At 72.6% G+C, this 19,778-nt stretch carries 18 protein-coding genes; 11 read left to right on the forward strand and 7 right to left on the reverse strand.

Annotated features, from left to right (window positions below; all coding sequences use genetic code 11):
• Nucleotides 1-59 precede the first annotated feature (59 nt).
• From ACL03H_RS02125 to ACL03H_RS02145, 5 genes are all read left to right on the forward strand, one after another.
• Nucleotides 60-2,156: a hydantoinase/oxoprolinase family protein gene (locus ACL03H_RS02125; RefSeq protein WP_412809311.1), complete on the forward strand. Its 2,097-nt coding sequence runs from the start codon at nucleotides 60-62 to the stop codon at nucleotides 2,154-2,156.
• Nucleotides 2,153-3,964: a hydantoinase B/oxoprolinase family protein gene (locus ACL03H_RS02130; protein ID WP_412809312.1), complete on the forward strand. Its 1,812-nt coding sequence runs from the start codon at nucleotides 2,153-2,155 to the stop codon at nucleotides 3,962-3,964. The genes ACL03H_RS02125 and ACL03H_RS02130 overlap by 4 nt, the downstream gene beginning before the upstream one ends.
• A gap of 65 nt (nucleotides 3,965-4,029) precedes the next feature.
• The gene (locus tag ACL03H_RS02135; protein WP_412809313.1) at nucleotides 4,030-5,334 is read left to right on the forward strand and encodes an amidase; all 1,305 of its coding nucleotides are present in this window, start codon (nucleotides 4,030-4,032) and stop codon (nucleotides 5,332-5,334) included.
• 91 nt (nucleotides 5,335-5,425) lie between these two features.
• Nucleotides 5,426-6,298 (forward strand): SAM-dependent methyltransferase, encoded by an 873-nt coding sequence (locus ACL03H_RS02140; protein WP_412809314.1) that lies wholly within the window; start codon nucleotides 5,426-5,428, stop codon nucleotides 6,296-6,298.
• A 140-nt stretch (nucleotides 6,299-6,438) separates the two neighbouring features.
• Nucleotides 6,439-6,765: an SCO4225 family membrane protein gene (locus tag ACL03H_RS02145; protein WP_412809315.1), complete on the forward strand. Its 327-nt coding sequence runs from the start codon at nucleotides 6,439-6,441 to the stop codon at nucleotides 6,763-6,765.
• Nucleotides 6,766-6,988: 223 nt separating this feature from the next.
• Here the strand turns inward: ACL03H_RS02145 and ACL03H_RS02150 are convergent, their stop codons facing one another.
• The 3 genes from ACL03H_RS02150 to ACL03H_RS02160 form a co-directional block, all read right to left on the reverse strand.
• Nucleotides 6,989-7,399 carry a hypothetical protein gene (locus ACL03H_RS02150; RefSeq protein ID WP_412809316.1) on the reverse strand — a complete coding sequence of 137 codons (411 nt, stop codon included), beginning with the start codon at nucleotides 7,397-7,399 and terminating at the stop codon, nucleotides 6,989-6,991.
• 167 nt (nucleotides 7,400-7,566) lie between these two features.
• Nucleotides 7,567-8,442, reverse strand: coding sequence for a universal stress protein (locus ACL03H_RS02155; RefSeq protein WP_412809317.1), 876 nt, complete (start codon nucleotides 8,440-8,442; stop codon nucleotides 7,567-7,569).
• A 43-nt stretch (nucleotides 8,443-8,485) separates the two neighbouring features.
• A complete protein-coding gene (locus tag ACL03H_RS02160; protein WP_412809318.1) occupies nucleotides 8,486-8,770 on the reverse strand; it encodes a DUF1540 domain-containing protein in 285 nt (94 codons plus the stop codon).
• A gap of 305 nt (nucleotides 8,771-9,075) precedes the next feature.
• Here ACL03H_RS02160 and ACL03H_RS02165 point away from each other — a divergent pair, with 305 nt between their 5' ends.
• Entirely contained in the window at nucleotides 9,076-11,463 is a 2,388-nt protein-coding gene (locus ACL03H_RS02165) for an ATP-binding cassette domain-containing protein (RefSeq protein WP_412809319.1), read from the forward strand.
• Between the two features lie 52 nt (nucleotides 11,464-11,515).
• On the opposite strand, the gene ACL03H_RS02170 is transcribed toward ACL03H_RS02165, so the two are convergent.
• The gene (locus ACL03H_RS02170) at nucleotides 11,516-11,899 is read right to left on the reverse strand and encodes a DUF6069 family protein (RefSeq protein ID WP_412809320.1); all 384 of its coding nucleotides are present in this window, start codon (nucleotides 11,897-11,899) and stop codon (nucleotides 11,516-11,518) included.
• 88 nt (nucleotides 11,900-11,987) lie between these two features.
• On the opposite strand from ACL03H_RS02170, the gene ACL03H_RS02175 reads away from it, so the two are divergent.
• The gene (locus ACL03H_RS02175) at nucleotides 11,988-12,479 is read left to right on the forward strand and encodes a MarR family winged helix-turn-helix transcriptional regulator (RefSeq protein ID WP_412809321.1); all 492 of its coding nucleotides are present in this window, start codon (nucleotides 11,988-11,990) and stop codon (nucleotides 12,477-12,479) included.
• A gap of 97 nt (nucleotides 12,480-12,576) precedes the next feature.
• Here ACL03H_RS02175 and ACL03H_RS02180 read toward each other — a convergent pair whose 3' ends face one another.
• Entirely contained in the window at nucleotides 12,577-13,008 is a 432-nt protein-coding gene (locus ACL03H_RS02180; RefSeq protein ID WP_412809322.1) for an ArsI/CadI family heavy metal resistance metalloenzyme, read from the reverse strand.
• Between the two features lie 84 nt (nucleotides 13,009-13,092).
• Here ACL03H_RS02180 and ACL03H_RS02185 point away from each other — a divergent pair, with 84 nt between their 5' ends.
• From ACL03H_RS02185 to ACL03H_RS02195, 3 genes are read left to right on the forward strand one after another with little or no spacing between them, the layout of a single operon-like run.
• Nucleotides 13,093-13,461, forward strand: a complete 369-nt coding sequence (locus tag ACL03H_RS02185; RefSeq protein WP_412809323.1) for an ArsR/SmtB family transcription factor — start codon at nucleotides 13,093-13,095, stop codon at nucleotides 13,459-13,461.
• Entirely contained in the window at nucleotides 13,458-14,555 is a 1,098-nt protein-coding gene (gene arsB / locus ACL03H_RS02190; protein WP_412809324.1) for an ACR3 family arsenite efflux transporter, read from the forward strand. Before ACL03H_RS02185 ends, arsB begins: the two co-directional genes overlap by 4 nt.
• Nucleotides 14,552-14,965, forward strand: a complete 414-nt coding sequence (locus ACL03H_RS02195; protein WP_412809325.1) for an arsenate reductase ArsC — start codon at nucleotides 14,552-14,554, stop codon at nucleotides 14,963-14,965. The genes arsB and ACL03H_RS02195 overlap by 4 nt, the downstream gene beginning before the upstream one ends.
• Nucleotides 14,966-15,012: 47 nt before the next feature.
• On the opposite strand, the gene ACL03H_RS02200 is transcribed toward ACL03H_RS02195, so the two are convergent.
• Both ACL03H_RS02200 and ACL03H_RS02205 read right to left on the reverse strand, forming a co-directional pair.
• Nucleotides 15,013-15,450: a nitroreductase family deazaflavin-dependent oxidoreductase gene (locus tag ACL03H_RS02200; RefSeq protein WP_412809326.1), complete on the reverse strand. Its 438-nt coding sequence runs from the start codon at nucleotides 15,448-15,450 to the stop codon at nucleotides 15,013-15,015.
• 81 nt (nucleotides 15,451-15,531) lie between these two features.
• A complete protein-coding gene (locus ACL03H_RS02205; protein ID WP_412809327.1) occupies nucleotides 15,532-18,699 on the reverse strand; it encodes an arabinosyltransferase domain-containing protein in 3,168 nt (1,055 codons plus the stop codon).
• Nucleotides 18,700-19,078: 379 nt separating this feature from the next.
• Between ACL03H_RS02205 and ACL03H_RS02210 the strand changes: the two genes are divergently transcribed.
• The gene (locus tag ACL03H_RS02210) at nucleotides 19,079-19,741 is read left to right on the forward strand and encodes a GntR family transcriptional regulator (RefSeq protein WP_412809328.1); all 663 of its coding nucleotides are present in this window, start codon (nucleotides 19,079-19,081) and stop codon (nucleotides 19,739-19,741) included.
• Nucleotides 19,742-19,778 lie beyond the last annotated feature (37 nt).

A 19,778-nucleotide genomic window follows, 5' to 3' on the forward strand; every position in this document is an offset into this window, starting at 1 on the left:
CAGCCCGGAGCCCTCCCGCGCGGGACAGCGCCGTCCGACGACGAGGAGAAGACCAGGCGATGAAACGCATCGGAGTGGACGTCGGTGGCACCTTCACCGACCTCATGTACTGGGACGAGGACGGCTCGGTCGCCGTGCACAAGGTCCCGTCCACGCCCCAGGACCCCTCCCTGGCCACCGTGGACGGCGTCCGGCAGCTAGCCGAGCGGATCGGCATCTCCGTGCGCGACCTCGACCAGTTCCTGCACGGGACCACGGTCGCCACCAACATCGTGCTGGAGCACAACGGGGCCGACGTCGGGCTCATCACCACCGAGGGCTTCCGCGACGTCCTGCACATCGCCCGCAAGAAGCGGCCGCTGAACTACTCCTCCTACCAGGACCTGCCGTGGCAGAAGTGGCAGCTGGTGCGCCGCCGCAACCGGCGGGTCGTGCCGGAGCGGATCGATTCCGCCGGTGAGGTGCTGGTGCCGCTGGACCTCGACGCGGCCCGGGAGCAGGTGCGCGCGCTGCGGGACAGCGGGGTGCGGGCCATCGCCGTGTGCTTCCTGCACGCCTACCGCAACCCCGCCCACGAGCAGGCGGTGAAGGAGATCGTCGAGCAGGAGTGCCCGGGGATGTTCGTCTCGCTCTCCAGCGAGGTCGCCCCGCAGTACCGGGAGTACGAGCGGTTCTCCACCACCGCGCTCAACGCGTTCGTCGGCCCCAAGGTGTCCGGCTACATCGACAACCTCGCCGAGACCACGCGCGAGGCCGGGGTGCGCGGTGACATCCGGCTGATGACCTCCGCGGGCGGGCTGATCTCCTCGCGCCGCGCGGCGGACAACCCGGTGCTGCTGCTGACCAGCGGCGTGGTCGCGGGCCTGCTCGGCGGGTGCGCGATCGGCGCGGCCTCCGGCTTCCCGAGCGTGATCACCCTCGACGTGGGCGGGACCTCGGCCGACATCGGCGTGGCGCCGGACGGCAAGCTGCGGATGAAGCACCTGCTGGACACCCGCATCGGCGACTACCACGCGATGGTGCCGATGGCCGAGGTCGACACGATCGGCGCCGGTGGCGGGTCGATCGCCTTCGTCGACGCGGGCGGGATGTTCCGCGTCGGCCCGCGCAGCGCCGGGGCCACCCCCGGCCCGGCCTGCTACGCGCGCGGCGGCACCGAGCCGACCAGCACCGACGCGATGGTGGCGATGGGCTGGCTGCGCGCGGACAGCTTCCTGTCCGGCTCGATGCACGTCGAACCGGCGCTGGCGACCAAGGCGATCGACGAGCACATCGCCGGTCGCCTGGACACCTCGGTGGAGCAGGCCGCGATCGGGATCTTCCAGATCCTGGCGCACGCCATGACCGAGGCGATCAGCCTGCACTCGGTGCGCAAGGGCTACGACCCGCGCGACTTCTCCCTCGTCGCCGAGGGCGGAGCCGGGCCGCTGTACGCCTGGCACATCGCCGAGCAGTTGCGGGTGCCGCGCGTGATCGTGCCGCACCACCCCGGCATCGCCTCGGCGATGGGCCTGCTCAGCACCGACATCCGGGTGGAGACGCCCGCGACGGTGTGGACCTCCTCGGACGACCCCGACCTGGAGCGGATCTCCGCCGAGTTCGACCGCCTCGGCGCGCAGGCGGTCGAGCAGCTCGCCGGGGACGGCCTGGACCCCGAGGAGATCGTCCTGGAGCGCAGCCTCGACTGCCGCTACCTCGGCCAGGGCTACGAGCTGCGGGTGCCGGCTCCGCCCGGCCGGATCGACGAGGCCTGGATGGCCGCGGCCGCCGACGCCTTCCACCAGGTGCACGAGCGGACCTACTCGCAGCGCTTCGACGACAAGCCGGTGCACGTGGTCAACGTGCGGGTCGCCGCGATCGGCCGCGTCGGGCACGTCCCGCTGGCCGAGGTCGAGACCGGCGGCCCGGACGCCTCGGCGGCGATCAAGACGACGACCGAGGCGCTGTTCTGGACCCCGGACAACCAGCCGAAGACCTTCGCCACCCCCGTCTACGACCGGTCGGCGCTGCGGGCGGGCAACACCCTGACCGGCCCCGCGATCATCGAGCAGTTCGACTCCACCACCGTCGTGGGCCCGCAGCAGACCGCCACCATCGACCGCGTCGGCCACATCATCATCGACACCGCCGCGGGCAGCGAAGGAGACCAGCGATGACCGCGCTCGACCCCGCAGGCGTCTCCCTGGCCGGGACCGCGCCCCGCAACTTCACCACCGTCGAAGTCGATCCGATCACGCTGCGGGTGATCGGCGGCGCGCTCAACAGCATCGCCAAGGAGATGGCCCAGATCCTCTACCGGATGGCCTACTCCAGCCTGATCCGGGAATCGGAGGACCTCGGCGCCGGGATCTTCGACGCGCACGGCCGGGAGCTGTGCGAATCGGACTCCACCCCGATGCACTGCGGTTCGATCCCCGCCTACATCCGCGGCATCGACCGCAAGCTGGCCGGGACCTACCGGCCGGGGGACGTGGTGCTGCACAACCACCCCTACCACGGGGCGGCGCACTCGCCGGACTACGGGATCATGATCCCGATCTTCTTCGGCGGCGAGCACATCGGCTTCGCGGGCTGCACCGGGCACGTGTCCGACATCGGCGGGAACTTCCCGGGGCTGTGCATGGACGTCGTGGACGTCTGGGCCGAGGGCAAGCTGATGGACGCGGCGAAGATCTACGACGCCGGGGTGCGCAACGAGGCGCTGATCCAGCACATCCTGGACAACGTCCGCACCCCGGAGCAGAACGCGGGCGACCTCGAAGCCCTCATCGCCTGCGCGCGGCTCGGCGAGCGGCGGTTCCTGGAGCTGCTGGAGCGCTACGGGCTGGACGTGGTGATGTCGGCGTCCGAGAAGTGGATGGACTACTCGGAGGACATGCTGCGCCGCCGGATCCGGGAGATCCCGGACGGGGAGTACGAGGCCCCGGCCTCCTACCTGGACGACGACGGCAAGAACCGGGACGTCCCGCTCAAGGTGGCCGTGACGGTGAAGATCGAGGACGACGACGTGATCGTCGACCTCACCGGCTCGAACGACCAGGTGCCGACGGCGTTCAACGTCCCGTTCGAGGGTTCGGTGCTGCCGACCGTCGCCTCCGCGGTGCGCACGCTGCTGCTGGACGAGGCGCTGACCGAGGAGTTCGTGCCGCAGAACGACGGCTGCTTCCGCCCGGCGAAGGCCTACGCGCCGGAGGGGACGCTGTTCAACCCGAACTTCCCGGCGTCCTGCTTCGCGCGGTTCTCGCAGATCAACCGGATCTTCGATTCGATCAACCTGGCGCTGGCCGACGTGCTCCCGGACCGGGCGGTGGCGGGGTCCTCGGCGGCGCTGTGCGCGATCGCCTACTCCGGTCTCGCCGCCGACGGGAAGTCGTACTGGGTCTACATCGAGATCAACGAGGGTTCCTACGGCGGGCGCAACGGCAAGGACGGGCTGGACTGCGTCGACTCGCTCATGGCCAACACCCGCAACAACCCCATCGAGGAGCTGGAGCTCAACCACGCGATGATCGCCGAGCGCTACGAGCTGCGCGACGAGCCCCCCGCGCCCGGCCGGTACCGGGGCGGCCTGGGCAGCGTGCGGAAGTGGCGGATGCTCACCGACACCTTCATCGGCTCCGAGGCGGACAACCGCACGGACCCGCCGAAGGGCCTGGAGGGCGGGCACGACGGTCGCGCCGGATCGTTCACCCGCAACGCCGGAACCCCGGCGGAGGAGGCGATGCACTCCAAGGTGACGCAGGAGAAGTGCGCGGCGGGCGACACCCTGGAGATCAAGCTGCCCTCCGGCGGCGGTTACGGCGACCCGTTCCTGCGGGACCCGGCGGCGGTGCTCGACGACGTGCTGGACGACTTCGTCTCCGCCGAGGACGCTCGCGAGCACTACGGCGTCGTCGTCGACGTCGCGGCGGGCGCGGTCGACCAGCGGGGAACCGAACGTCTGCGCGCCGCGCACGCGGGCTGAACGCGGATCGAGACCGGGCCGGTGGGCGGGAAGCGCCCACCGGCCCCCGGACGAGGAGAGACGCCGTGGGAGCGGTTCGAGATCGGGTGCGGGCGGGACTGGACCGGGCGGCGGCGGAGAACCCGCGGCTGCACGCGCTGATCAGCACCAGGGACGCCGAGGCGTTGCGCGAGGCCGACCTGCTGGACGCGGCGACCGGACCGCCCGGCCCGCTGCACGGGCTCACCGCGACGATCAAGGACAACATCGACGTCGCGGGCGTGCCCACCACGGCGGGCACCCGCCACCACGCCACCGGGCCGGCCCCGGCCGACGCGGCGGTGACCCGGCTGCTGCGCGAGGCGGGCGCGGTGGTGCTGGGCAAGGCCAACCTGGCCGAGTTCGCGATGGGCGTCGTGGGCCGCAACGCGACCTTCGGCGACTGCCGCAACGCGGTGGACGAGACGCGGATCTCCGGCGGGTCCAGCAGCGGTTCGGCGGTCTCGGTGGCGGCCGGGATCAGCGCGGTCTCGCTGGGCACCGACACCGGCGGCTCGGGCCGGGTTCCGGCCGCCGTCAACGGGATCGTCGGCGTCCGCCCGACCCTCGGGCGGGTGTCGAACGCGGGCGTGTTCCCCGTCAGCACCTCCTTCGACACCGTGACCCCCCTCGCCCGCGACGTGCGCACGGCGGCGGCGGTGCTCGCGGTGCTCGATCGCTGGGACCCCGCGGACCCGGCCTCGGTGCGCGCCGAGCGGATCCCGGTGGAGTCCGCGCTCGCGGACGGTCCGGCCGGGCTGCGCGTCGGCGTGCCGGTGAACTTCTTCTTCGACGACGTCGATCCCGGGGTCGCCGAGGTGGTCCGGGCCGCGGTGGACGCGCTGGGCCGCGCCTGCGGAGCCGTGCGCGAGCTGCGGGTGCCGGGCGTCGAGCTCGCCCAGGCGCGGATGCTCGACGTGATGTACCCGGAGGCCGCCGCCGTGCACGCCGACCGGGTGCGGGACCGGCCCGGGACGATCGATCCGGACGTGCTGCGCCGGATCCGGCTCGGGCACGAGGTCCCGCCGGAGCGCGGGGAGCGCGGCCGGCGGTGGCGCCGCGAGTTCCAGCGGGACGTGCACGGGTTGTTCGACGAGGTGGACGTCCTGGTGACCCCGACGATCCCGGTGGACGTCCCGCGCCGGGACGCGGTCGACCTCGCGGACTCCACGCGGTCCATCGCCCGCTTCACCTACGCCTGGTCGATGTACGGCGGGCCCTCGGTCAGCGTCCCCTGCGGGCTCCACCCGGGCTCCGGGATGCCGGTGGGCCTGCAGCTGACCGCCGCGCCCTGGCGGGACCACCTCGCGCTGCGGGGCGCGCTGGTCGCGCAGGAACTGCTGGCGGGATGATCTCGGTACCGCAACCTCTGGTCACGTTCAGCTCATGGAGTACTACGATGCGCTGAGTACGATCACGTCGCCGCGACAGGAAGACATCCCGATGAGCAACTCGGACCGGGACCCGTTCCCGTACCAGGTAGCGGACCTGACCCGGCCGAGCGTGGCGCGCGTGTACGACTGGTACCTCGGTGGCAAGGCGAACTGGGCGATCGACCGCGCCTTCGGGCAGAGCGTCATCGACAAGTACCCGCTGCTGCGCCCGATCGCCATCAGCAACCGGCTGTTCCTGCACCGGGCGGTGCGCCGCCTGGTGGCGCACGGGGTGCACCAGTTCGTCGACATCGGCTCCGGCGTGCCCACGATGGGCAACACGCACTCGGTCGCCGAGGAGGTCGAGCCCGACTCCCGGGTGGTCTACATCGACCACGAACCGGTCGCCGTGGCGCACTCCAAGGTCCTGCTGGACGAGCACGGCGACTCGCGGCGGCACGCCGCCGTGAACGCCGACCTGCGCAACCCGGACAAGCTCTGGCAGCGGTCGTTGGAGACCGGGGTGCTCGACCTGGACAAGCCCATCGCGGTGCTGCTGGTGGCGGTGCTGCACGTCGAGCAGCCCGACAAGAGGGGCCGGGACATCTCCGAGCAGGTGGTGGCGCGCTACCGCGAGCTGCTGCCCGCCGGCTCCTACCTGGTCATCTCGCACATCACCGACGACGGCGTGCTGCCGGAGATGAAGGGCAAGCTGGCGGGGATCAAGGAGATGTACGACCGCTCCTCCAGCCCGGTGATCTGGCGGCGCCGCGAGGAGATCCGCCAGTTGTTCGGCGACTTCGAGCTGATGGAACCGGGGATGGCCTGGACCTCGGAGTGGCATCCGGAGGACCGCAGCCCGAACCACTCCGTGGACCTGGGCTTCGCGGCGCCGGAGGAGTCGGGCATCTGGGCGGGCGTCGGTCGCAAGCCCCTCGGCTGATCCCGCCCGACGCCGAACCGGCGCGCTCGTCGACCGGGGAGCAGCATCCGCCCCCGGATCCGAGTACGACTACTCAGGCGCGGCGGACTCCACGCGACGATCATGGAACTTGCAAGACGTTGCGTTCCAGGAGGTTCGACGTGTCCGCTTCTTCGCCGCTCCAGGCGCCCGCCTTCCGCCGCTACCTGCTCAACCCGGTGTCGCTGGGCTACCTCGCGCTGGTGGCCGCGGTGTGGATCTGGGTCGCGCTGGACGTGACCCTGGTCGAACACGCGGACGCCACCCTCTCCGGGGTGTGGGGTCTGCTGGTGACCGCACCGACCTCGCTGCTGTTCCTGGGCCTGCCCGGCCCGCTGCCCTGGATCGGGGTCGTGGTCGCGGCGCTGGTGCAGGCGACGGCGCTCGGCCTGGCCTACCAGGGCACCGCGGGGATCTTTCGCCGCCGCGTCGGCACGACCGGCGCGTGACGAGCACCTGATGCCCGCGCGGCGCCCCCGGGCGGCGCCGCGCGCGGTGCGGCGGCCGGCCCGGCCGCTCGCGCACCCCCGCTCCGCTCCCCGGTCGTCCCGGGGCCGCGCCCGGAGCACCTCGCGAACGGGGCCGCGCCGCCTGCCGTCGCGGCGCGCGCACGTCGGCCTCCGCTGAGGTGACCGGCTCGCGTCCCCGGAGGATCGCTCGGCCGCGCGCGGCTCAGGCGATCGTCGCGCCCTCCGGGTGCGGGAACCAGCGCCGGATGTCCTCCGGGGTGGCCTTCGCGGTGCGGCTGAAGATGAACCGGGCGTGCGGGAGCTCGACGTGGACCAGGTTCACCAGGGCCTCGAACAGGTCGGTGTTGCTGGCCGCGAGCCGCACCCCCGCTCCGATGAGGACCGCGTCGAAGTGGGACGCGGCGAGCCGCTGGCGGACCACGTCGAGCGCGGTGTCCCCGAGGTCGATCTGGCAGCCCTCCACCTCGTATCCCCACTCGCGCAGCTGCGCGATGTTGCGCTCGTGGGCGGCTCGCAGCGTCTCCCCGGAGAGCCCGGGGAACCGGGCGAACTCGGGGGAGTCGTAGTCGACGACGTCGGGGTGCAGACCGATCTGGATGGCGCGCACGGTCATGGGAGGGGTCCTTCCTCGTGGCGCCCCCGGGCTCTCGCATCGCGGTCCCGGCCGCGGGGCGTAGCGACGGCGCCATTAAGTCAACACATGGTGACTTGGAAGCTATCCTCGGCTCCGATGTAGGTCAACCACCGTTGACTCGGCCGGGCGGTGACTCCGCCCCCAGCTCATCCCTTCGGCGTGCGCGCCACCAGCACCGGGCAGGGCGCGTGGTGGATCAGCGCCTGGCTGGTCGACCCGAGCAGCAACCCGGTGAAGCCACCGCGTCCGCGCGCCCCGGTCACCACCAGCCGGGCGCCCGCCGCCCGCCGGAGCAGTTCCGCCGCGGGCGAGGCCCGCTCCACGAAGCGGTGCACCTCCACGTCGGGATGCCGCTCGCTCCAGCCGCTCAGCAGCTCGGCCATCAGCCGGTCCTCCCCGGCCCGGATCTGCTCCGCGTCCAGCCCGGCGCGCAGCCACCCGGCGTGGACGCCGACCAGGTGCCAGGTGTGCACCACGTGCAGCGGCACCTCGTGCGCGGCCGCCTGCTCGAACCCGTGCGCGAGCAGCGCGTCCGACTGCGGTGAGCCGTCCACCCCCACGATCACCGGCCCCGTCGGGTTCCCGGCTCCGCTGCCGCGCACCACGACCGTGGTGGTGTGCGCGTGCGCGGCGACGGCGGTCGCCACGGAACCTGCCAGCAACCCGGTGAACCCGCCGAGGCCGCGGTCACCCACGACCACCACCGCGGCCGCGCGCGACTCAGCCATGAGCACCGAGGCCGGGGAGCCCGGTACGGCGGCGGTCCGCACGGCCGCCGCCGGGCGCTCCAGCGCCGCTGCCTCCGCCGCCTCGGTGAGCAGCCGCCTGACCTCGGTCCGGAAGGTCCCGCTGTACTCCGGCTGGTGCGCGTCCGTGCGGGCGGCGGCGGAGGCGAACACGTCGGCGTAGACGATCCGCAGCGGGACGCCCCGGCGCACGGCTTCCCGGACGGCCCACTTCACCGCTTCCCGCGCCGTGCCGGAGCCGTCGATGCCGACCACGACGCCGCCGGTCTCGCTCATCGCGGCCTCCTCGGGTCGCCGGGCCCGCGGGCCCGGGCCGCGCTCACGAGGGCTGGTAGGTCAGGCAGTCCACGCCGTCGCGCTGCGCGCCGAGCGCGATCGCCGAGGCCTGGCACTCCAGGTCCACGTTGTGCCGGCAGTCCGACATGGTGCACGCGCCGACGTGACCGGTGGCGGTGGGATCGCCGCCGTGCGAACCGGCGGTGGTGAAGGTGTCGCACTCGGCGTGGGAGCGCTGCCCCACCGTGATCGCCAGTGCGTGACAGGTGTGGTGGTCGTTGTAGGCACAGCTCTCGGCCGTGCACTCGGTGACAGCGGGCATCCGCATGGCGGCCTCCTCGTGGTGGGTGCTCCCCAACGCTTCGTTCTCGGCGCCACCTCCCACGATAGTGGCGTGCGCGCGCACGGCATTCCGGCGCGATGATCGACAACCGCGGGCGCGTCGCGCTGCTGCCGGCATCGGTCGATGGCGCCCGCGCCCACCGCGTTCCGGGCGCGGGTACCGGGAGCCTGTTCGAATCCGTCCGGGCCGTCGTGGGGCGCGGCTAAGCTCGAACGCCGTGGGGTCCGGCCGCGTGCGCGCGGGTCCGGAGAAATCGCGGCGTTCGGGCCGCGCGGCACAGGGAGACAACCATGAGCGCCACCTCGAACGCGGAGGCACGCCAGCCCGCGCGCCACGCCGCCGACGGCCACGACGCGCTGCGCGTGCGGGGCGCGCGGGAGAACAACCTGCGCGACATCAGCCTGGAGATCCCGAAGCGCAGGCTCACCGTGTTCACCGGGGTCTCCGGTTCGGGCAAGAGCTCGCTGGTGTTCGGCACCATCGCCGCCGAGTCCCAGCGCATGATCAACGAGACCTACAGCGCGTTCCTGCAGGGATTCATGCCCACGCTCGCCCGGCCCGACGTCGACGTCCTCGGCGGTCTCACCACCGCGATCGTCGTCGACCAGGAGCGGATGGGCGCCGACACCCGCTCGACGGTCGGTACCGCCACCGACACCGGTGCGCTGCTGCGCATCCTGTTCAGCAGGCTCGGCGAACCGCACATCGGCTCCCCGCAGGCGTTCTCGTTCAACGTCGCCTCGATCAGCGGGGCCGGGGCGGTCTCCTTCGAGCGCGGCGGCAAGACCGTCAAGGAGCGGCGCAGCTTCAGCGTCACGGGCGGCATGTGCCCGCACTGCGAGGGACGCGGCGCGGTCACGGACTTCGACCGGACGGCGCTCTACGACGACAGCAAGTCGCTGGCGCAGGGCGCGCTGACCGTGCCCGGGTTCAGCATGGACGGCTGGTACGGCCGGATCTACATGGGCTCGGGATTCGTGGACCCGGACAAGCCGATCCGGGACTACACCGGCACCGAGCTCGACGCCCTGCTGCACAAGGAAGCGACCAAGATCAAGGTCGATGACGTCAACGTCACCTACGAGGGCCTGATCCCGCGGATCCGGAAGTCGTTCCTGAGCAAGGACCGCGAGGCGATGCAGCCGCACATCCGGGCGTTCGTCGATCGCGCGGTCACGTTCACCGGCTGCCCGGAGTGCGCGGGCACCCGGCTCAGCGCGGCGGCGCGCTCCTCGAAGATCGCCGGGATCAGCATCGCCGACGCCTGCGCGATGCAGATCAGCGATCTCGCGGAGTGGGTCCGGGCGCTGGAGGAGCCCTCGGTGGCGCCGCTGCTGGCCTCGCTGCGCGACACCCTCGACTCCTTCGTGGAGATCGGGCTCGGGTACCTGAGCCTGGATCGCCCCTCCGGCACGCTCTCCGGCGGCGAGGCGCAGCGAACCAAGATGATCCGGCATCTCGGGTCCTCGCTCACCGATGTCACCTACGTCTTCGACGAGCCGACGATCGGGCTGCACCCGCACGACGTCCAGCGGATGAACGAGCTGCTGCTGCGGCTGCGGGACAAGGGCAACACGGTGCTCGTGGTCGAGCACGAGCCGGAGACCATCGCGATCGCCGACCACGTCGTCGAGCTCGGCCCCGGAGCCGGCTCGGAGGGCGGCGCCCTCTGCTACGAGGGCCCGGTGGCGGGCCTGCGCGACAGCGGCACCCGCACCGGCCGCCACCTCGACGACCGGGTGGGGCTCAAGGACGAGGTGCGCTCCCGCACCGGGGTGCTGGAGATCCGCGGGGCCGACGCGCACAACCTGCGGGACGTCGACGTGGACGTGCCGCTCGGCGTGCTCTGCGCGGTCACCGGGGTCGCGGGCTCGGGCAAGAGCTCGTTGCTGGGCGGCTCGTTGACCGGCGAGGACGTGGTCACCATCGACCAGACCCCGATCCGCGGCTCGCGGCGCAGCAACCCGGCGACCTGCACCGGGCTGCTGGACCCGATCCGCAAGGCCTTCGCCAAGGCCAACGGCGTGAAGCCCGCCCTGTTCAGCGCGAACTCCGAGGGCGCGTGCCCGAACTGCAAGGGTGCCGGGGTCGTCTACGCGGACCTGGGGATGATGGCCGGGGTCGCCACCACCTGCGAGGAGTGCGCGGGGCGGCGGTTCGCGGACTCCGTGCTGGACCACCACTTCGGCGGTCGGGACATCAGCGAGGTGCTGGGCATGTCGGTCGTCGAGGCGGAGGAGTTCTTCGCGGCGGGGGAGTCCCGGATCCCCGCCGCGCACGCGATCCTGCGGCGGCTCGTGGACGTGGGGCTGGGGTACCTGCGGCTCGGCCAGCCGCTGACGACCCTCTCCGGCGGGGAGCGGCAGCGGCTCAAGCTGGCCGCGCGGATGGGCGAGCGGGGCGGCGTCTACGTCCTCGACGAGCCGACCACCGGGCTGCACCTCGCCGACGTCGAGCAGCTGCTCGGGCTGCTGGACCGCTTGGTGGACGGGGGCAAGTCGGTGATCGTCATCGAGCACGACCTCGCCGTCGTGGCGCACGCCGACTGGATCATCGACCTCGGCCCCGGTGCCGGGCACGACGGCGGGCGGATCGTCTTCGAGGGCACGCCCGCCGAGCTCGCCGCGGACCGGGGCACGCTCACCGGGCAGCACCTGGCCGCTTACCTGGCGGGCTGAGCGCGGCGCGGGATGCCGCGGGCCTGCGATTCCGGCGCCGCTGCGCGGGTGTTCAGGGGCGCCCGGCGCGGAAGGCGGCCACGACGGCGCTCGCGACGGTCGCGTGCATGAGCATCAGCCCGATGACGTTCGCCGCGCTCGCGCCGCTGGTCAGCAGGAGCGCGTCCGGGACGAGGCTCAGCGCCAGCGCGACGGGGACCGCCACCGGCAGCGCCTTCGGCGCGTACCGGGACAGCAGCAGCCAGCCGAGGGTGCCGACGAGCATTCCGACGACGGTGGCGGGCAGGTAGGCGGCGGGCGACAGGCCCATGCCGATGCCGCCCTCGTCGAACGCGCCCGCGATCTGGGCGATCGCGGCGTTCACGGCGGCGGCCGCGATCGCGGCGAGACCGAGCCGGGGCGCGAGAGCGGAAGCGGGGCGGGTGGCGGTGGTCATCTCGGTCTCCTCTGAGTTGCGTGTTCAACTCAGAAGCTAGAGTGAGTTGCGTGTTGAAGTCAAGCTCGGTTCGAGGGAGGATCTGGACGTGTCCGAGGCTGAGGAGGAGCCGGTGCGCTGGCTCGACGACGACGAGCGCCCGGCGTGGATCAACATCGTGAAGGTCCTGCTGGTGCTGCCCGGGGTGCTGGAGAGCCGGCTGCTGCGGGACTCCGACCTGACCTTGCTCGGTTACATGATCCTGGCGCGGCTGTCGATGGTCCCAGGGGGAACGCTGCGGATGAGCGAGATCGCCGAGATGGCCAACGGCTCGCTGCCGCGCACGTCGCACGCGGTCGCGCGGCTGGAGGACCGCGGCTGGGTCGAGCGGACCGTGCGGACCGGCGCGGGGCGCCGCCACACCACCGCCACCATCACCGAGGCCGGGCGCGCGCACCTCGCCGAGGCCGCCCCCGGTCACGTGGCCGACGTGCGCCACTTCGTCACCGACCCGCTCGGCGATGACCTGGCCCAGGTCGGCGCGGCCGCCCGTCGCATCGTCGAGGTGCTGGGGCTGCCGACGAACTCCCTCCGCGACTGAGCGCCGCGGCGAACGGCTCGGCCGCCGAGCGCGGTCCGCCGAGCCGTTCGCTCGCGGCTCCGGCGCGGAGCGGGGGCGGGGTCGCCTCCGCCGGGGGTCAGGAAGCGGGCGCGCCGCCGGTGCGGCGCTGCTCGGGCCGCTCCCGGTCGGGGCCGAAGCTCTCGGAGTCGGCCTTGACGACGTAGACCTCCCACGGTTCCCGGCCGGGGCCGTGCGCCCACACCTTGTCCTGCCGGGCGTAGCAGCAGGTGGTGTCGTCCTCGACCTCGGTGAACAACCCGAGCCCGCTGAGCCGGTCGGTGGCCGCGCGAACCTCCTCGGTGCTGCCCACTTCGACCCCGAGGTGGTCGAGGGCCGTGTCCTGGCCGGGTTCGCCCTCCAGCAGGACCAGCTTCAGCGGGGGTTCGGCCACGGCGAAGTTCGCGTAGCCGGGTCGCAGCTTGGCCGGCTCGACGCCGAGCAGCGTCGAGTAGAACGCGATCGATCCTTCGAGGTCGCCCACTCGGAGGGCGAGCTGCATCCGCGACATGATCTCTCCTTGATTAGAAGTTCATCGAAGCAATCGGATGCGGCCAAGCTTGCCTCTTGGATTGATGGACGTCAAGATAGAGGAATGTCGAAACAAGAGATGCCGCCGGAGGACGTGGCCCTGTGCTGCTCTCCGGTGCTGCGGGAACCGCTCGGAGCGGCGCAGGCCGCGGCGCTGGCTCGGGTGTTCAAGGCGATCGGCGAGCCGGTCCGGCTGCGGTTGCTGTCGCTGATCGCCTCGCACGAGGGCGGCGAAGCGTGCGTGTGCGATCTGACGGGTGCCTTCGAGCTGTCGGGGCCGACGATCTCCCACCACCTGAAGATCCTCCGGGAAGCGGGAGTCATCGACGGCGAGCGCCGGGGGACCTGGGTGTACTACCGGGTGCGGCCGGAGACGCTGAACCTGGTCTCGGAGTCGCTGGCGCCCGCCGGGGACGCGGTGGTGCGGGCATGACGGAAACCCGGGAACGGGAGGGCGCGGCGGTCGCCGCGAAGCTCTCGACGCTGGACCGGTTCCTGCCCGTGTGGATCGGCGCGGCGATGCTGGCGGGCCTGGCGGCCGGGCGGTGGGTCCCCGGGCTCGGACCGGCGCTGAACGCGGTGCGGCTCGACGGGATCTCGCTGCCGATCGCGCTGGGCCTGCTGGTGATGATGTACCCGGTCCTGGCCAAGGTCCGCTACGACCGGCTGGAGGCGGTCACCGGCGACAAGCGGCTCATGGTCTCGTCGTTGGTGCTGAACTGGATCCTCGGTCCGGCGCTGATGTTCGCGCTGGCCTGGATCTTCCTCCCGGACCTGCCGGAGTACCGCACGGGCCTGATCATCGTGGGGTTGGCGCGCTGCATCGCGATGGTGATCATCTGGAACGACCTGGCGTGCGGCGACCGGGAAGCGGCCGCCGTGCTGGTCGCGCTGAACTCGGTGTTCCAGGTCGTCGCGTTCGCCGGGCTCGGCTGGTTCTACCTCAGCGTGCTTCCGGGGTGGCTCGGACTGCCCACCGTCGGGATCGAGGCATCGCCCTGGCAGATCGCGAAGTCGGTACTGATCTTCCTGGGGATCCCGCTGGTGGCCGGGTACCTCACCCGGAGGTTCGGGGAGCGCGCGAAGGGGAGGGAGTGGTACGAGAGCCGGTTCCTGCCCCGGATCGGTCCGGTGGCCCTGTACGGCTTGCTGTTCACCATCGTGATCCTGTTCGCGTTGCAGGGCGAGCAGATCACGGCCCGACCGGTGGACGTGGCGCGGATCGCGCTGCCGCTGCTGGCCTACTTCGCGGTGATGTGGGCGGGTTCCTTCGCTCTCGGCAAGGCGATCGGGCTGGGCTACGAACGGTCCGCCACGCTGTCGTTCACCGCGGCGGGGAACAACTTCGAACTCGCGATCGCGGTCGCCATCGCCACGTTCGGCGTGACCAGCGGGCAGGCGCTCGCCGGGGTCGTGGGGCCGCTCATCGAGGTCCCGGTGCTCGTGGCCCTCGTCTACGTGTCCCTGGCGGCGCGCCGCTGGTTCACCGAGCCGGACTCGGCACCGGAAGGGGGGATCGGTCGATGACCTCGCCAGGAGGCACGCCCGAGGTGCTGTTCGTCTGCGTGCACAACGCGGGCCGCTCCCAGATGGCCGCCGCGCTGCTGCGCCACCACGCGGGTGGCGAGGTCGTCGTGCGCTCCGCCGGGTCGGACCCGGCCGAGACCATCAACCCCGCCGCGTGCGAGGCGATGCTCGAACTCGGCATCGACCTCTCGCGGGAGGTGCCGAAGAAGCTCACGACCGGGGCAGCGGGCGCGGCCGACGTCGTGATCACGATGGGCTGCGGGGACGCCTGTCCCGTCTTCCCCGGGCAGCGGTCCCTCGACTGGGAACTGGCCGATCCGGCGGGGAAGCCGATCGAGGAGGTCCGCGCCATCCGGGACGAGATCGACCGGCGGGTCCGCGGCCTGCTGGCGGAGCTGACCGGCAGCTGACCAGCAGCCGAACGGCCCCGCCGCCGGGCGGGGCCGTTCGAGGTGGGTCACTTGGGGTCGAGGACGAAGACCGGGATGTGCCGGTCGGTGCTCTCCTGGTACTCGGCGTAGGACGGGAAGGCCGCCACCGCGCGCTGCCACCACTCGTCCCGCTCGGCGCCGTCCACCTCGCGGGCGACGTACCGCTTGGTCGTCGTGCCGTCCTGGAGCAGGAACTCCGGGTGGGCCTTGATGTTGTAGTACCAGGTCGGGTGCTCGGGGGCGCCGCCCTTGGAGGCGACGACCGCATAGCTCCCGCCGTGTTCGACCCGCATCACCGGCGTGTAGCGCAGCTTGCCGCTCTTCGCGCCGCGCAACGTCATCAGCACGATCGGCGAGCCCTTCACCTCGATGCCCTCGGTGGTGCCGGTCTCCAGGATCCTCTTCGTCTGGGTCTGGACCCAGTCAGTCGGGCTGAGCTCGACTGACTCGTCGCGGTCGGTCACTGCGAGTGCTCCTTCCGATTCGGGTTCCCGGTGGCCCGCCGTCCGGAACGGGCCACCGGGAACCAGCCTACGACCGGTGGATCACCGAGGCCCGGGTTGGACGTCCGCCCGGTTGTTGGAGTCGGGCGCGTCACCGGGCAGCACGATCGGGTTCGGCGTCGGCCCCGGGCTCCACCAGCCCCAGTGCTCCTCGCGCCGGGTCCGCGTCGCGGCGGAGGCGGGCAGCGCGTCCGGCTCGTAGGGGTGCACCTCGTAGAGCGAGCCCCAGTCGTTGTCGAGGTCGTTGCGCAGGTACGTCGGCAGCTCCGCCATGCTCGTGGCCACGTTGAGGTAGCCGAAGGGGCCGCCGGCGTCGGGTGAGGACCAGCCCTGCCCGGTGCCGCGCACGTCGCCGCCGCCGGACACCCGGTAGCGCGGCAGCTCCGCGATGCCGTGGTGGATCGAGGTGATCTCCAGGCACGGGTGCACCATCGCGGCCGGCCATTCCACGAACGCGGGAGCGTCCCCGACCACGTCGCTCATCCGGGTCAGGTGCGGGGCGCGGGCGGCGCTGAAGGCCATCCAGCCCTCCTCGCCGAGCGCGCGGTCCCGCGCGACGAGCCGCACCCGGGTCGCCTCGGGCGGGGCGGCGACGCGGTGGTCGTGCCAGCGCGGCTCGCCGTCCGTCCCGATGGGGGAGCGGGCGAGGATCTCGAACCCGTCCGGGGTGCCCCGGCCGAACTCCACGGCCAGCGAGTTCGCGCCCGAGGTCGCCCCGGCGGCGCTGACCACCACCGGGACCTCGCCGGCGCGGGCCCGCTCCGGCAGCTCGGACCAGGGGGTGCGCAGCGTGCCGGTGCTCTCCGGGGCGCCGTAGCTGCCCCACACCGGGGCCCGCTCGGAGCCGAAGCGGTGCGGTGGTGCCCAGATCGCCTCACCGGTGTTCACGTCGCGCACGTCCGGCAGCCCGTTCGGCCGGAACCCGGTCTCCACCGCCCGCAGGTGCTCGGCCGCCGTCTCGTCCTCTTCGGGCTCCGCGTCGGGGACCGGCCGGGCGGGCTGGTTCTCGGCGGGGGCGAGAATCCCGGCGACGGGATCGTTCTCGACGTACACCGAGTCCGACAGCCCGCAGCTCGCCCCGGCGAGCTGGCGGACGTTGTCGGTGGCGAGGTTGTAGGTGTCCCAGCGCTCCGGGATGGCCTTGGCCAGCGAGGCCAGCTCGGCCAGCATGAGCAGCGCGCACACGATCGACAGCGGTGCGGTGCCCAGCCGCAGCGCCCGGGAGCGGTCCTCCTCGACGGCCACCGGCGGATTGCGCTCGTCCAGCTTGACGTGCTCGACCAGCGCGACCACCAGCGCGCCCGCGGCGATCAGCAGGAAGCCGGTGCTGAACTCGTGCCCCCGGATGGACGGCGGCTTGTCGAACCACGGCACCCCCCAGCCCGAGACGTACCACCAGGCGTTGGTGCCGGTGAACGCGAACGCCAGCACCACCATGAGCCCGGCGAAGAACACCGCCCGGTTGCGCCGGGACCGCAGCACGGTGCTGCTGGTGGCCAGGGCCGCCAGCGCCGCCACCGCCCCGCCCACCGCGGCGAGCACGCCGAAGTGGTGGGTGTGCTTGGTCGGGGTGAGCGCGAGCGCCGCGAAGTACAGCGCCGCCACGGTCAGCAGCCGCCTGCTCGGGCCGAGCGCTGCGCCGCGGATGGTGCCGCGCCGCAGCAGCACCACCGCGCAGACCGCGAGGCACAGCACCACCAGCAGCACCGGGAAGCGGCGGGTCAGCGAGCCGTCCGGGGACAGCCCGAACAGCAGCGCGTAGCGGCTCAGCTCCTCGTACCAGCTCTGCGAGGGGCCGATGTCGGTGCGCACCTCGGTGGCGTCCTTGACCGCCTGGAAGGTCTGGTCGGAGAACGCCGCGACCAGCAGCACCAGTCCGGACGCGGCGATCGGCGCCAGCACCGCGATCCAGCCGAACCGCTCCGCGCGGCGGCGCACCAGGTGCAGCAACGGCTTGGCCGCGGCCAGGAACGGCAGCACCGCGACCATGCCGTGCGGGTTCACGCCCACCGAGAACGCGGCGATGATCAGCCCGATCGCCGCGGGCGCGAGGCGCTCGGTGGCCAGCGCGCGCTCCACGGCGCACAGCGCCAGCAGCGCCAGCACCACCACGACCGGTTCCGGCCGCAGCCCGTTGTCGTAGGGCAGCCAGCAGGCCAGGAACACCGCGGCGGCCGCCCACCCGGCCGCGCGGCTGCGGCGCACCCGCTGGCCGAGCCGGGGCAGCACGAAGCGGCTGATGAGCACCCAGCTCAGCAGGCCCATTCCCAGCGCGGGCAACCGGATCCACGGCGTCGCGGTGGAGATCGCCACCCAGCGGGCCTGCAGTTCCACGAACCAGCCCATCGGCGCGATCGGACCGGAGAACCAGCGGTAGAAGTCGTTGACGTAGCCCAGGTCGTCGCGAACCCGCGCCATCGTCAGGAAGTAGCCGTCGTCGGCGGTCATCGCGCCGATCAGCCACCAGGCCAGCAGCGCCGCGCTCACCACCGCGTCCCGCCCGGTCAGCCGCAGCGGCCTGCGCGCGGCGCGCACCGGGCGCCGTCCGGCGAGCGCGTCGATCCGGTGCAGCGCCAGCAGCGAACCCGCGCAGCCGAGCACCGCCAGCACCATCGCCGCGATCTTCAACGGTGCCGGGTGGCTGTCGTAGCGGTTGTCCACCTCGGCCGCGAACGACAGCCCGCGCACCTCGTCCACCGCACCGTCCACATCGGAGTAGATGCCGGTCAGCTGCGGGCGCACGTCACCGGGGGCGTGAGCGAAGCGCTCCCCGCCGAGCTCGGCGTCGGTGGCGTCGCCGTCCGAGCGCACGGTGATCGCGCAGTCGCCTTCGGGCAGCGCCGCGGTGCCGAGCTGCTGGCCCTGCTGGATCAGCCGCAGCGTCCCGTCGGCCACCTCCAGCCGCATCCCGGTGAGGGTGCCGTACTCCGCGCGAGGGGGATTGGTGCTCAGCAGCACCGCGGGCTCCGGGCTGCGCGCGTCGAGGCCCCGCGCGGTGGCGCAGGGCACCTCGAGGTCGAGCCGGATCGGTTGGTAGGCGGCGAGCGGTGCGGACACCGCACGGGTGCCCTCGGCGGTCGGCCAGTGCAGGGTGGTGATCTCGTAGCGCACCGGCAGGAACGGCACCAGCAGGGCGGCCAGGGCGCCCAGCACCCCGCTCACCGCGGCGAACCACCGCAGCGACCGCGGATTCCGCAACAGGTGTTTCATCGATCGTGTGCTCATCGTTCTGCTTCGGGGGTGGGGAATCGCGCCGACGTGGCGGGCGCCGCCGCGCACGCGGCGGGTGCCACAAGCATCGCACCGCGCGATCCGACGCGATCATCGAGGAACCCCCGGCGGCGGCGGGCCTGCCCGGAACGCGAGGTGACCGGTGGTGGCGATGGCGTCCGTCGCGCGGTCGCGTCCCCGCCGCCGTCCGCCGCGGTTCGGCGGCTGACCGCCGAACCGGGCCTCCTGAGCAGGGATTCCAGGTCCGCGACGGTCGCGGTGCGGCGCACGCGGGGCAGGCGTACGACTGATGTGGTGCTAATGTGTCAGCTCTGAACAGTGCGAACGAAAACCGTTGCTCGTGAGGTCGGAGCCGCTGATGCATCCTGCGATCGACAGCGAGCCGGTGTACACGTCGCTGGCCGACAAGGCCTACGCGGAGATCCGCGACCGGCTGATCATGCTGGACATCCCGCCGATGACGGCGATCGACGACGTGGCGCTGGCGAAGTCCCTCGACGTGGGGCGCACCCCCGTCCGCGAGGCGCTCAAGCGCCTGGAGATCGACCGGCTCGTGGTGGCCTACCCGCGGCGCGGCACCTTCGCCACCGCCGTGGACATCACCGACCTGGCCTACATCTCGGAGCTGCGGGTCCGGCTGGAGCCGGTCGCGGCGCGGCGGGCCGCGGAGACGGCGGGCGCGGGGGCCCTGGCGGAGCTGGTGGAGCTGGCCGACCTGCTCGACGAGCTCGACGTGAACGAGCTGAGCCGCGACGAGCTGATGCGCTGGGACCTGCACGTCCACCGCGCGGTCTACCGGGCCGCGGGCAATCCGCACCTGGAGGACACCCTGGTGCGCTACGACAACCTGGCGACCCGGATCTACTGCCTGTTCCTGGAGCGCCTGACCCAGTTCGATCACCACGTGGTCGAGCACTCCGCGCTGCTGCGCGCGATCGGCGCGCGAGAGGCCGAGAAGGCCGAGGAGCTGGCCCGGGAGCACGTGATCGACTTCGAGCGGGCGATCCGCTCGGTGGTCTGATCCGATCCGGTGCCGTGGAGTCCGACGGCTCCACGGC

Origin of the sequence: Saccharopolyspora antibiotica, from assembly GCF_047200635.1 — a bacterium.
Lineage (GTDB): Bacteria > Actinomycetota > Actinomycetes > Mycobacteriales > Pseudonocardiaceae > Saccharopolyspora_C.